The sequence below is a fragment of the Camelimonas fluminis genome (assembly GCF_014656355.1).
In the GTDB taxonomy this organism is placed as follows: Bacteria; Pseudomonadota; Alphaproteobacteria; order Rhizobiales; family Beijerinckiaceae; genus Camelimonas; species Camelimonas fluminis.
In genome coordinates this window covers 16,352-28,353 of record NZ_BNCG01000028.1, presented here as the reverse complement: position 1 = coordinate 28,353, position 12,002 = coordinate 16,352, and the positions used below count along the sequence as shown (strand labels likewise).

11 protein-coding genes and 1 pseudogene are annotated in these 12,002 nt (G+C 66.0%); 5 read left to right on the top strand and 7 right to left on the bottom strand.

From position 1 onward, the window contains the following. A partial coding sequence (locus tag IE243_RS18650; RefSeq protein WP_191320880.1) for a transposase domain-containing protein occupies positions 1-221 on the top strand: 221 nt, incomplete at its 5' end. Between the two features lie 13 nt (positions 222-234). On the opposite strand, the pseudogene IE243_RS18645 reads toward IE243_RS18650, so the two are convergent. From IE243_RS18645 to IE243_RS18615, 7 genes and pseudogenes are all read right to left on the bottom strand, one after another. Beyond that, positions 235-1,683, bottom strand: a pseudogene (locus tag IE243_RS18645) (DUF4158 domain-containing protein); the annotation flags it as partial. A gap of 44 nt (positions 1,684-1,727) precedes the next feature. Next, the gene (locus IE243_RS18640; protein WP_210319908.1) at positions 1,728-3,077 is read right to left on the bottom strand and encodes an efflux transporter outer membrane subunit; all 1,350 of its coding nucleotides are present in this window, start codon (positions 3,075-3,077) and stop codon (positions 1,728-1,730) included. After that, on the bottom strand, positions 3,077-4,603 hold the full coding sequence (locus tag IE243_RS18635; RefSeq protein WP_046408750.1) for a DHA2 family efflux MFS transporter permease subunit: 1,527 nt from the start codon (positions 4,601-4,603) through the stop codon (positions 3,077-3,079). Before IE243_RS18635 ends, IE243_RS18640 begins: the two co-directional genes overlap by 1 nt. Further along, complete coding sequence (locus IE243_RS18630; protein WP_082102869.1) at positions 4,603-5,841, bottom strand: HlyD family secretion protein; 1,239 nt, start codon at positions 5,839-5,841, stop codon at positions 4,603-4,605. Before IE243_RS18630 ends, IE243_RS18635 begins: the two co-directional genes overlap by 1 nt. A 336-nt stretch (positions 5,842-6,177) precedes the next feature. After that, on the bottom strand, positions 6,178-6,984 hold the full coding sequence (locus IE243_RS18625) for an NUDIX hydrolase (RefSeq protein ID WP_046408748.1): 807 nt from the start codon (positions 6,982-6,984) through the stop codon (positions 6,178-6,180). A 23-nt stretch (positions 6,985-7,007) separates the two neighbouring features. Continuing rightward, complete coding sequence (locus tag IE243_RS18620) at positions 7,008-7,457, bottom strand: PaaI family thioesterase (protein ID WP_046408747.1); 450 nt, start codon at positions 7,455-7,457, stop codon at positions 7,008-7,010. Position 7,458: 1 nt separating this feature from the next. Further along, positions 7,459-8,268, bottom strand: coding sequence for an enoyl-CoA hydratase-related protein (locus tag IE243_RS18615; RefSeq protein WP_046408802.1), 810 nt, complete (start codon positions 8,266-8,268; stop codon positions 7,459-7,461). Between the two features lie 126 nt (positions 8,269-8,394). Here IE243_RS18615 and IE243_RS18610 point away from each other — a divergent pair, with 126 nt between their 5' ends. Genes IE243_RS18610 through IE243_RS18595 form a run of 4 tightly spaced genes read left to right on the top strand, consistent with a single transcriptional unit; the run spans position 8,395 to position 11,999 of the window. After that, positions 8,395-9,159: a FadR/GntR family transcriptional regulator gene (locus IE243_RS18610; RefSeq protein WP_046408746.1), complete on the top strand. Its 765-nt coding sequence runs from the start codon at positions 8,395-8,397 to the stop codon at positions 9,157-9,159. A 46-nt stretch (positions 9,160-9,205) separates the two neighbouring features. Further along, positions 9,206-10,342, top strand: a complete 1,137-nt coding sequence (locus IE243_RS18605) for an NAD(P)H-dependent flavin oxidoreductase (protein ID WP_046408745.1) — start codon at positions 9,206-9,208, stop codon at positions 10,340-10,342. Positions 10,343-10,371: 29 nt separating this feature from the next. Beyond that, on the top strand, positions 10,372-11,544 hold the full coding sequence (locus tag IE243_RS18600) for a thiolase C-terminal domain-containing protein (protein WP_191320879.1): 1,173 nt from the start codon (positions 10,372-10,374) through the stop codon (positions 11,542-11,544). After that, the gene (locus tag IE243_RS18595; protein WP_046408743.1) at positions 11,541-11,999 is read left to right on the top strand and encodes a Zn-ribbon domain-containing OB-fold protein; all 459 of its coding nucleotides are present in this window, start codon (positions 11,541-11,543) and stop codon (positions 11,997-11,999) included. Before IE243_RS18600 ends, IE243_RS18595 begins: the two co-directional genes overlap by 4 nt. Positions 12,000-12,002: the final 3 nt, after the last annotated feature.

The window sequence follows — 12,002 nt, the reverse complement described above, 5'->3', positions numbered from 1 at the left end:
CCCTCAATCGGAAGAACGCGCTCTTCGCCGGCTCCGACGGCGGCGGAGAGCACTGGGCGAAAATCGCCTCGCTAATCGAGACCGCGAAGCTCAACGGCGTCAACCCGTATCTTTACCTCGCCGACGTCATTACCCGCATCGTCGCCGGACATCCGCAAAGCCAGATCGACGAACTGCTGCCATGGGCATACGCCTCGGACCCAATCAAGGCCGTGGCCTGAGAACAGCGGTTACGTTACGACGGATTTCGAAGTCCCTGGGAAGATCGTCGTCAGGATTGCGATAGCGGTCCGCACCGACAACCCAGATCTCCTTGGAGCGGATGCGATCCCGCAATTGGGTGAGGACACAAAGCTCGTAGCTGATCCGGTTCACACGGCCATCGTTATCGATGACCGAACTGCGCCATCTGGCCGGAATAACCTCGTCAATCGGCACATCCTGCATCGGCACGAACCGGCAGCCATCATCGACCTTGCTCTTGATCCAATCCAGCGCCGCCAGAACCGGACGCCACACGGTGTTGTTCGACCGGAATTCCAGAACCGAAAGCAGGCTGGGCAGCATGCGCCGGTAATGATTGGCCCAGGACGAGCGCATCACCTTATATATGCGCCGGTCGAGAGCCCCTTTCGCCTGGCTCTCCTTGACGATCGCCGCCAGCTTGTCCCTGCCTACGATAGGGAAGATGACATCGCAGACGCGCCCCGCGGGCTCGTCGATCGAAGCGCTGGCAATCTCAACCAGCAATCTTTCCTTGCCATAGACCCGCTCGATATCCTTCGCGATATCGCCTACGACCTTGCGTTTCGAGCGCGTCCCGATCTTGTGGACCGTCTCGATCAGCAGGTCGACCATGGCGTCCGTGAGTTGCGCTTCCCGCGACAAAAGATAAATCGCGTAGAGGCCGATTTGTCTGGCCGGCGCGTGCCGCCGCATCTCCCAGGCCTTTTCGCCGGCGACACGGCGGACGATCTGTTCCACCCATGCCTTGCCGGTCGTCGACAAGATATCCTGTGGCAGATCAAGTTTCTGAATGAAGGCAAGTTTTGCCGTCATCGCGAGGACGTTGTCGAGCGTGGCCTGGCCAGCATCACCTCTCATCGTATTGAAGCCGGTCTGGCCGTCTGCCTCGGCAATAGAAGCCTCCAGCAGTGCGACCGTGCTTGCTGAAAGGCGAGCGCTCAATCCGGCCAACCAGTCGTCGAGATAATGTTGCCGCTGCGAACGCACCAGGCGTTCCAGTTCCTTGTGCGACGGGCCGTATATGGAACGGTCCCGGCACCACAAAAAAACCTGCTCGAGCATGGCGCCAACCGATTGCCCGGTCGGACACAGTTCGCTAGCGATCCATAATGTCAGCTCTTCCCGATCGGACCGTTTCAGGCGCCGAAAGCCGAGATGCTGCAAAATCTCGGCACAATGCCGGCGTGCAGTCCGGCCGGAGAAATCGTACTGGTTCACGGCGTCACATTCGACGCCAAGCTGCTCGGCCAAATATGCAACGCCATCCGCGGGGACTGAGGCATGGTCCCGTACGAAGAAGCCGTGCGCGGCGAAGAACTTGAGCTGAACCCCCAATCCCAGTCGCGCCGGGGCCGGCTTGCCGTTCACAAAATCCATGTCGGAAAAGCTCAGACTCCAACGCCCGATAAATTCCTCATTCGAAATACGCAAACCCATCAGTCTACTCCATAATTCGGAACAGACTGTCGTTCCCTGCAAATTCAGCTGTCAATCATCGCCACCGTGTTCCCACAACGTTCGTCAACTTGGCCAAAATCCCAGCTTCGAGCCGACAGGGCCTGCTTGGCGTAGGTCGCCGACTGCCTGGAACCATCCCGGCTCGCGATGCTCGAAAAGAGGTTACGTCGCTGATTGCCGAAGCGGGTCAGGCTGGTTTCCGCATCGGACAGCGCGCCGAGAACAGCCTTCCGATATTGTGCTTCAGCCTCGTCACGGTCGGCCCGCGCCTGTTCGACCCGGGCACGATTGCGGCCGAAGTCAAGGAAGCTCCAGCTGATCCGCGGCAGCAGCAGACCCGCTACGCTGTCAGGATCGACCGCATCGGCAATATTGGGACCACCCAGGCCGATGATGCCCATGATACTGACCGAAGGGAACTGCCGGGCAATGTTGACGCCAATCTTTGCGTTCGATGCCGCCAGCTGCCGCTCGGCCGCGCGAATGTCTGGGCGGCGCCGAAGCATGGCGGCGGGATCGCCGATCGCGACAGTCCCGGGGATCATCGGAATCGGAGCGGGCGCGGAGAGCGCCGCGTCGTGCGCACCGGGCTCGTCGCCGGTGAGCAGGGCAAGCTGGTCCAGCGTGGTCGCGATCTGTCCCTCAAGCGGCAACAGTCCCGCCTCCGTGCGAGTCAGCTCGGTCTTCAGACGCACCACCTCGTCGCGCGATGAGGCGCCGCGCTGCTCGCGCTGTTGCAGCAGGGCGAGTGATCGCTGCTGAAGCTGCGCGGAGCGGCGCGCCAGGATCAGGCGCTGCTGGAGTTCGCGCAAGGTCACATAGTTCTGGGCCACCTCCGCCGAGAGACGAACTTGCGCATCAGCTCTATTGGCTTCGGCCGCCTGAGCCTGGGCCTCGGCACCTTCGGCCGCGCGGCGCCGTCCGCCGAAGAGATCGATCTCCCACGACGCATCAAGGCCGGCATTGTAGAATTCGGCCCTGATACGATCGGATTGCTCGCCCTGCGTCGGCAGCGCGAGCGAGCCTGCGGGAAGATCGGCGACGATCGCAGTGCCCGACGCCGAGACGGTGGGCAGCTGGTTCGCGCGCTGTTCGCGCAAGCTGGCGCGCGCCTTGCGGATGCGCGCCTCCGCGATCGCCACGTCGGGATTTGAGGCAAGCGCGCGGTTGATCAGCGTCGTGAGCTGCAGATCGCCCATGCCTTCCCACCAGCGCGCAACAGGGGCTTGCGGTGACGTGACTACCTGATCTGCGCGGCGAAATGTCGTTCCGGGACGCTCGCCGCTCGCGACGCCCGGCGGGCCTCCATAATTGGGTCCGACGACGCAGCCGGTCAGGAGGGCGGGCAGAATGGCCCAGCTAAGTCGCTTCATCAGTGCATCGCCATCTGCGTGTCGGAGGAGATCGGGCGGAGGAACAGCGCCAGCGGGGTAGTGATCGCAATCGCGACGCCGAGCGCGAAAAACAGATCGTTATAGGCCATGACGGTAGCTTGCTCGAGGAGCTGCCCGGCAAGCTGCCTATAGGCGCCCGCTTCGCCGGACGGCATGGACATGGCCTTCGCGAACCACTCCTGCGTGGTCGCCGCGTTGGCCGACACCGTCTCCCCTAGCCGATTGAAATGCAGGAAAGTCTGCCGGTCCTGGAGGGTCGCCATCAGGGCGAGGCCGATCGATCCGCCAAGGTTCCGTCCCGCGTTGAACAGCGCGGACGCGTCGCCGGCATCCTCGGGCGCCACGGCGCTGATCGCGGCCTGGTTAAGGAACATCATGGCGAAGATCTGCCCGAAGCCGCGGACGAGCTGGGAATCCCTCAGATCGCCCCCCGCCGATTGTGCGGTGAGGTGCCAATCCATGGCGCAACTGACGCCGATCAGCGTCATCCCGACGAAGACAGCCAGCCGGACATCGAGATATTTGAACGCGAGCGGCAGGAACGGCATCAGCATCAGGGCAGGGATGCCGGAGACGAAGACCACCTTGCCCGATTGCAGGGCGCTGTAATCCGCCATCGACGAGAGGAATTGCGGGATCAGGAAGGTCACGCCGTAGAGCACGACGCCGATGACAAGGCTGAGGACGAAGACGCTGCCGAACGACCGGCTGAAGATCAGCGACAGCTTGAGAACCGGATGCGCGGAGCGGACCTGTCCGATCGTGATGAGCGCAAAGCCGAACACCGTTGCGATCGCGAGCTTCACGATCATCGCGGACTCGAACCACATCTCGCGCTGTCCCTCCTCCAGCATGACGGTGAGCGCTCCCAAGCCGATCGCGAGCCCCGCGATCCCGAACCAGTCGGCATGGCGCAGCTGGTCGAGCCGCAGCTTCTCGTGCTTGAGCCCGAACAGCAGGAGCAGGACGAGCCCGGCACAGACCGGCACGTTGAGGAAGAAGGCATAATGCCAGCTGTAATTGTCGGTGAGCCAACCACCGATGATCGGCCCGAGCACCGGGCCGAGGATCGCGGTGCCGCCGAACGCGGCGGTGCCGATCGGCTGCTGTGACGGGGGCAGCCGCGTCGCGATGATGGTCATGGCAGTCGGAATCAGCGCACCACCGGTAAAGCCCTGGCCCACACGGCCAGCGATCATCATCGGCAGCGTCGTCGAGATGCCGCACACGACGGAAAAGCCGGTGAAGCTGATCGCCGCGCCCAGCAGGAAGTTGCGCAGACCGAACAGGCGCACCAGGAAGGGGCTTAGCGGGATCATGACGATCTCCGCCACGAGATAGGAGGTCGCGACCCAGGTGCCCTCGGTGCCGCTCGCGCCGATTTCGCCCTGGATTGTGGGCAGGGCCGCATTGACGATCGAGATGTCGAGAAGCGCCATGAACGACCCGATCGTGCCTGCAGCGACGGCAAGCCAGTCGCGCAGGCCGGCGCGTTCCGCCGCCATCAGCGCGCGCCCTGCGTCTCGCCGCGCTTCAGCCGCTCGGTTTCCTGCTTGATTCGTTCCCGGCTTCCCTTGGCGCCGATCGTGTCGACCGTCACCTCCACCGACAGTCCGGGACGCAGCACCCGCCGCGCCTCCGGACCCGCCTCGATGCTGATCCGCACGGGCACGCGCTGGACAATCTTGGTGAAGTTCCCGGTCGCGTTCTCGGGCGGGATGAGTGAAAACTGCGCGCCCGTCCCCGGAGAAAAACTGGCGACCCGGCCTCGCAGTTCGGCACCGTCCAGTGCATCCACCTTGATGGTCACGGGCTGCCCGACGCGCATCAGCGCGACCTGAGTTTCCTTGAAGTTCGCCTCGATGTAGAGTTGATCGACTGGCACCACCGACATCAGCCGGGTCGCCGGCTGGACATATTGCCCAGCCCGGACGGCCTTGTCGGCGACAACGCCGTCGATGCTGCTGCGGATCTCGACGGCCCCGAGGTCCGTCGAGGCGCGCGCAAGCTGCGCCTGCGCGGTGCCACGCTGCGCCTCCGCCTGACCGATGCGAGCCGCTTGGGTTGCAACACTGCGACGGGCGGCGAGGTAGGCCGCTCGCTGCGCGCGCAGCTCCGCGGCAGCCCGGTCACGCTGAAGCACCAGGCTTGCCAGCCGCTCACGCGATTCCGCCCCTGTCCGGGTGAGCGGTTCGTAGCGTCTTACCTCGTTCTCTGCCGCTGCGGCGGCAGCCTCGGCGCTCGCGACCTGGGCGGCCGCCTGGGCGACCGTGGCCTGTTGCTCATCAAGTGTCCGGCGCGCAGTGGTGATGTTGGCGCCGGCTGCGGCGATCTGGGCTTGCGCCTCTTCGACATTGGCGCGGTAGTCGCGAGGATCGAGCACGGCGAGCAGCTGACCGCGACGGACAGGCTGGTTGTCGGCGACGAGAACACGCTCGACATAGCCGCCCACCTTCGGCGAGACGGTCACGAAGTCCGCGCGCACATAGGCGTTGTTGGTCGACTGCAGGAACTGGCCGCTCGCGCGGTAATTCATGTACCAAACGATAGCCGCGATGATGCCGGCGACAAGCGCGGCGATGAGGACGTAGCGAATGATGGGGTAGCGCTCGAGAAGCGACGGCTTCTTTTCGCCATTCATCTCCTCGGAACCGTCCTCCGACCTGGATTCTGGGTGAAAATTCGCGTCCGGGTCGTCATGTCTCACTTTGTTTTCGTGGTTCTCAGCCCGATCGTCAGCCACCCTGCCGTCCCGTCAAATGTAAACCGAACCGTAGCATAGTCGGAGCTCGAGAGTAACGCTACAGACATTCCGGGCGTCGCACATATGACGCCCGAATGAGTCGCGTCGGGAAGCTAATCCGACGCTGGCCAAACCACGTTCGAATTGTGTCTCGCCGCCACCCAAGATGTGACGGTCGGTATGTGCAGATCCTGATCTCGATCTGGCCGGGCGCCAGCCGACGCGAAACGTCGGCCTTCGGCAACTTCCAGGTGTCAGGCCAAAGTCCCAAGAAAAGGCCGCTCTGTTTTGCCAGAGCGGCATGGGGAGGTTCTGCAATAGTCGGAACCTGGGATGTCAGGCCCTGAGCTCAGTCAAACTCTGTGTGACTTCACCATAGCCAGCATCGAGCGGAATGGTCAGAACGCGCTCTCCGTCCCGTGTCTCGATCTGCGGGAGCACGGTGACCAGCGGACGTGCCTCCGCTCGGGCGAGGCAATCCGCTGCGCTCTCGGCCTCGGCCAGCAGCTTCACGTTCATCAAGGTGGGGAAGATCACGGTTCGGGCGCCGCTTCGGGCGAGGTCCAGGACCGACTCTGGCGCGATCCACTCGGCATCGACCGTTTCATGTCCGTCGCAGATCGCGACCTGGTCGGCCGGAGCGGGGGCAGCGTAGAACCAGGTGTCGAACCGCTTCGGCATCATTTCTGGAGTGATCCAGCGGGCGAAAACGGTCAGGGCGGTCAGCGAGAGCTTCACCCCCAATCCGGCGACGACATCGAGGAAGGCGAGTTCCCCGGTATCGACCTTCCGGCGGGCCTCGGCGTCGCATACACTGGAGAAGCCGCGGCCGTCGGGATAGTTGGCCAGCAGGATCCCCGCTTCCTCGAACGCCTCGCGGATGGCGCCGATGCGCAGCGCGCGCTGGGTCGCGTCGATTTCGTCCCACCCGGTTACGTGATCGCGCCAGCGCGGATCGTCGTCACCGGGGTGCATCTTGCCTCCCGGGAACACCAGCGCTCCCGAGGCGAAATCGATCTGGTGGTGTCGTCGCACCATGAGCACCTGATATTCGGGCACATCCCGCAGCAGCAGGATGGTGCCGGCCGGTCGCGGCTCGGCCGGAGTGCGCCTGGCGTCCGCCGACGCGGTCTCGATGCTCATGATCTCTCCTATTCTCTGCACGGTCATGTCGCGATGCCGCCGTCCCGCATGAGATACGAACCGCGACCGCTGGCGAGCAGCACGTCGTCGGGCGAGCGCACCTCGCTGTCCGCGACCGACAGCGTCCGTCCTATCTTCACGACGCGCGCGTGGATGTGAAGCGGGCCGCCGCTTGCCGGACGGTGATAATCGACGTGGAGCGACGCGGTGGCGCTGACCGCACGCGTCCTCGTCAGCAGGACATACATGCCGGCGAGATCGATCAGGCTGGCGAGCACGCCGCCATGCACGGACGGGATCCGCGGATTCGATACGATCTCGTCGCGCCACGGCATGCTGAGGTGAAGGACACCGTCTGTCACGTCCTCGACGCGAAGCCCGAGCCAGGCGTGGAACGGCGCGATCGAGAGCGCGCCTTGCAATGCGGCGCCCGCCAGCCCGTTCGCGATACCCGAGGATGCCTCGTCAACCATCTCAACGTCCCTTGAAAACGGGTGTACGCTTTTCCATGAAGGCGCGCGGACCTTCGCGCGCGTCTTCAGTTCGGAACACCGGCGCGGCGAAGCCCGACTCGAGGTTCATGCCTTCGCTCTCCGGCCGCCCGATACAGGCGCGCGCCGACGCGCGGATCGCCTGCACCGCGATCGGGCCGTTGGCGGCGATCCGTCGCGCGAAGTCGAGCGCCGCAGGCAGCACCTCCTCCGGCGCAACGACGCGGTTGAGGAAGCCATAGTCGAGCGCGGTTCCGGCATCGATCAGATCGCCGGTGAGCAGCAATTCCATCGCGCGCGCAAAGGGAAGCTGGCGCGGCAGTCGCACCGTCGATCCCCCGCCCGGGAAGATCGCCCATTTGACCTCCTGCACGCCGAAGCGCGCGGCGCTCGATGCGATCCTGAGATCTGTACCCTGGACCAGTTCCATGCCGCCTGCGATCGCATGCCCGTTGATGGCGGCGATCACCGGCTTGACGACGTCAAATGTGCGCAGCAGCGCGGTGCCGAGAATATCGCGGTCAGCGAGCACGCGGCGATCCCACTCGTCCTCCGGCGGTCGCCCGCCGCTGACGAGCGGGATAAGGCGGCCGAGGTCGGCACCCGAGCAGAAGGCGTCGCCGGTGCCGGTCACGACCGCGACGCGGATCTCGGCGGCGTCGCGCACCCTGCTCCAGCAGTCGGCCAGTTCCACCAGCATCTGCGGATCAAGCGCGTTGCGCGCCGCGGGTCGGTTGAGATGGATGATGGCGATATATCCATCGGTTTCCATCCAGGCTGCGTTGTCGGTCATCAATTCCCCTCCCGCGCTTTAACATTATACCCTTTTAATAGCCTTGCAAGCCGGCGACGGCAGCAATTTGCCGCTGGACAAAGATAAAGCAGTGGAGCAACATAAAACCATGATAAGGATTCATTGATGCCGGACGTGGATGAGCAGGGCGAGGCGCTCTCGTTCGCAAGGGGCAAGCGCGCGCTTCGCGTGGCGCAGGCGATCGTGCACGACATCGAGGCCGACGCACGCCAGGTCGGCGACCGGCTGCCTCCGGAGCACGACATGCTCGCGCGGTACGAAGTCGCCCGCGCCACATTGCGTGAGGCGCTGCGTTTTCTGGAACTGCAGGGCGTGCTCCACCTGCAGCCCGGTCGAGGCGGCGGGCCGGTGGTCGCGCGGCCGCAGATTGGCGATTTCACGAGTTCGCTTGCGCTCGTACTGCACTTCGTCGGCACCGACCTGCGCGCGCTGATCGAGCTGCGCGAGGCGCTGGCCCCGCGGGCGGCCTCTCACGCTGCCCGGCGCGCAACGGCGGCGGATCTGATGGCGCTGGCAAGCTGCTTCGCCGATCTCGAGCAGCAGGTGGAATCGATGCTGTTCGAGGAAACCAACCGGCGCTTCCACGACCTTCTGGCATGGGCGAGCGGCAATCCGCTGTTCGGGTTGCTCACGTCCGCGCTGCATCTGCTGACCCGCGACCTTTCGCGCCAGCTCGGCTATTCCGAGCACGAGCGCGAGAACCAGGTTCGTCGCCTCGCGCGCGTCGTCCATGCGGTGCGGCTGCGCGACGCGGTCACGGCGCGGCGCGAGATGGAACGGCTCGTCGAGGGATCGGCGGAATATCTCGGGCGGCGCAGCCCCGACCTGATGGATCAGAAGGTGCGCTGGACCCAGGCGTTCGAGGCGTAGCCGCCGGAGTAGATCAGCAACGAGAACGATGTGGGAGAGACGGACAATGGCCCTGAACAGCCGAATCTGCGGGATGCTCGGCATCGACTATCCGATCGTCCTGGCCGGCATGGGCGGGGCAAGCGTCCCGCGACTGGCGGCGGCGGTGTCCAACGCGGGCGGGCTGGGCGTGCTCGGCGCGGCAGCGTGCTCACCCGAGCAGCTCCGCGCGTGGATCCGCGAAACGCGCGCGCTGACCGACAAGCCGTTCGGCGTCGACACGCTCCTGCCCGCCTCGGTGCGGCGCGGCTCGGCGCCGCAAACCGGGGCCGCGCCGGCGGACCCGCGCGCGGTGCTCGCCGACTATCAGGCGTTCACGCGCGACTTCATGGAGCGCGAGGGGCTGGAGATCGTCGCGCGTGATTCCGGCCGCGCCGTCACGGAGGGTGCGGCAAACGGCGGCGCGGCGCTGTTCTCCAAGGAGTTCTTCGAGGCCCAGATGGAGGTCGTCGTCGAGGAGAAGGTGCCCGTCTACGCGGCGGGGCTCGGCAATCCGGGGCCGTGGATGGATCGACTCCACGCCAACGGCACGGTCGTCATGGCGGTCGTCGGCAAGGTAAAGCACGCGCTACAGGTGGTGGAGTCGGGCATCGACGTGATCGTGGCGCAGGGGCACGACGGCGGCGGGCATAATTCGCCGATCGGCACCATCTCGCTCATCCCGCAGGTCGTCGATGCCGTGGGGGACCGGGTGCCGGTGCTCGGCGCTGGCGGCATCTCCGACGGGCGCGGTGTGGCCGCGGCCTTCATGCTGGGCGCCGAGGGCGCCTGGGTCGGCACCGCGTTCCTTGCGACGGAGGAGGCAGGGATCGAGGACTTCCAGAAGGAAGCGATCGTCGACAGCGGCGATGCCGATACCGTGGTAAGCCGCTCGATCACGGGCAAGCCTGCCCGCATGATCCGCAGCAAGTGGGCCGACGCCTGGGTGGCGGCGGGCAAGGAGCCGCTGCCGATGCCATACCAGTCGATGATCGCCGGTCCGGTGATGGCGTCGGGCATCCGTGCGAAGCGCAAGGACATCATCCCGGGCTTCGCCGGGCAGGGCATGGGGCTGATCCACGCCGTGCGCCCCGCCGCCGAGGTGATGCGCGACCTCGTCGCCGATGCCGAGCGCGCGCTCGGCCGCGCGGCGGGCCTCCGCTGAGGGTCGCGGCTGGTACAGGAGGGACAGATATGACCTTCTCGGACAAGGCGGCGATCACCGGCGTCGGGGAAACCGATTACGTCAAGGGCACCGAGCGCACCGCGGTGGACATGATGCTGGAGGCGTCGCGGCGCGCGATCGCGGACGCGGGGCTGCGCCCGTCCGACATCGACGGCATGGTGCCGCCGCCCATCTACACCACGTCGGAGGAACTGGCGGCGAACCTCGGCATCGACGTGCTGCGCTACGCCGCGACCGTCCACATGGGCGGCGCGAGTCCGACGACCGCGCTCCAGCATGCGGCGATCGCGATCGCGGCGGGGCTGTGCGACCACGTGCTCGTCACGCTCGGCTGGAACGGCTTCTCCGCGCTGCGGCCCAAGCCGGGCGCTCCGCCCACGCGGCCGATGAACATGAACACGCTGACCAACACGATCCGCGGGTATTACATGCCCTATGGCGTGTTCCTGCCGGTGCAGATGTATGCCTGGCTGGCGACCCGGCATTCGCAGCTCCACGGCGTCGGTCCGGAAGCCATGGGGGCGGTGGCGATGGCGTGCCGACGGCATGCGCAACTCAATCCGAAGGCGTTCACCTACGGCCGGCCGCTCGACTGGGAAACCTACCACGACGCCCGGATGGTGTCGGAGCCGTTCCGGCTCTACGACTGCTGCCTCGAGACCGACGGCGCGTGCGCGGTCGTCGTCTCGCGCACCGACCGCGCGCGCGACATGCCGCATGTGCCCGTCACAATCGCAGGCGCCGCCGAGGGGCATCCCTATCCCGCGGACGATATCCCCTCGCGCCCGGATCCGTTCAAGATCGGGCTGAGCTACGCCGCGCCCAAGGCCTTCGAAATGGCCGGTGTGCGCCGCGAGGAGATGGATTTCCTCCAGGTCTACGACTGCTTCACCTACGTCGTGCTGCTCCAGCTGGAGGCGATGGGCTATTGCGAGCCGGGCGGCGCGCTCGACTTCGTGCGTGACGGGCAGATCGAGCTCGGCGGGCGCTTTCCGCTCAACACCCATGGCGGGCTGCTGAGCGAGGCGCACGTGTGGGGGCTCAACCACGTCGTCGAGGCCGTGCGCCAGCTGCGGCACGACTGCGGCGAGCGCCAGGTGCCGGGAGCACAGACGGGGCTCGTCACCGGCTGGGGCGACCTGGGCGACGGCAGCATCGCCATCCTGCGGAGGTTCGCATGAACGACGACGACATTGCGCCCAAGCTGCGGGCACCCGCCGTCTCGCCGCCCAAGCCGTTGCCGCACCCGCAGGATCCGGTAGAGCAGGAGTTCTGGCAGCGCTGCCAGGGCGGCACGCTCCATTTCCAACGGTGCGGCGAGTGCCGGACGTGGCGCCACCTGCCCCGCTACATGTGCGCGCGCTGCGGCTCGCCGTCGTTCGCCTGGGAGCCGAGCAGCGGGCGCGGGCGGCTGTTTTCCTGGACGGTGACGCACCAGGCGCTTCACCCCGCCTTCGCGGCCGACGTGCCGTATGTAGCGGCGGTGGTCGAGCTGGACGAGGGCGTCCGCATGGCGACCCGGCTGACCGGCGCCGACCCTGCCACGCTCGCGCTCGACATGCCGGTGGCGCTGGCCTTCGAAACGATCGGCGACGGGTTTCGGCTGCCCGTCTTCACACCAGCTGCAGGAGCGTGAACC

Excerpts from the sequence above, each read along its gene's own strand:
- IE243_RS18610 (WP_046408746.1), top strand. The coding sequence starts at position 8,395 with ATGCCGGACGTGGATGAGCAGGGCGAGGCGCTCTCGTTCGCAAGGGGC.
- IE243_RS18620 (WP_046408747.1), bottom strand. The coding sequence starts at position 7,457 with ATGGTTGACGAGGCATCCTCGGGTATCGCGAACGGGCTGGCGGGCGCC.
- IE243_RS18615 (WP_046408802.1), bottom strand. The coding sequence starts at position 8,268 with ATGACCGACAACGCAGCCTGGATGGAAACCGATGGATATATCGCCATC.
- IE243_RS18640 (WP_210319908.1), bottom strand. The coding sequence starts at position 3,077 with ATGAAGCGACTTAGCTGGGCCATTCTGCCCGCCCTCCTGACCGGCTGC.
- IE243_RS18635 (WP_046408750.1), bottom strand. The coding sequence starts at position 4,603 with ATGGCGGCGGAACGCGCCGGCCTGCGCGACTGGCTTGCCGTCGCTGCA.
- IE243_RS18600 (WP_191320879.1), top strand. The coding sequence starts at position 10,372 with ATGACCTTCTCGGACAAGGCGGCGATCACCGGCGTCGGGGAAACCGAT.
- IE243_RS18625 (WP_046408748.1), bottom strand. The coding sequence starts at position 6,984 with ATGAGCATCGAGACCGCGTCGGCGGACGCCAGGCGCACTCCGGCCGAG.
- IE243_RS18595 (WP_046408743.1), top strand. The coding sequence starts at position 11,541 with ATGAACGACGACGACATTGCGCCCAAGCTGCGGGCACCCGCCGTCTCG.
- IE243_RS18605 (WP_046408745.1), top strand. The coding sequence starts at position 9,206 with ATGGCCCTGAACAGCCGAATCTGCGGGATGCTCGGCATCGACTATCCG.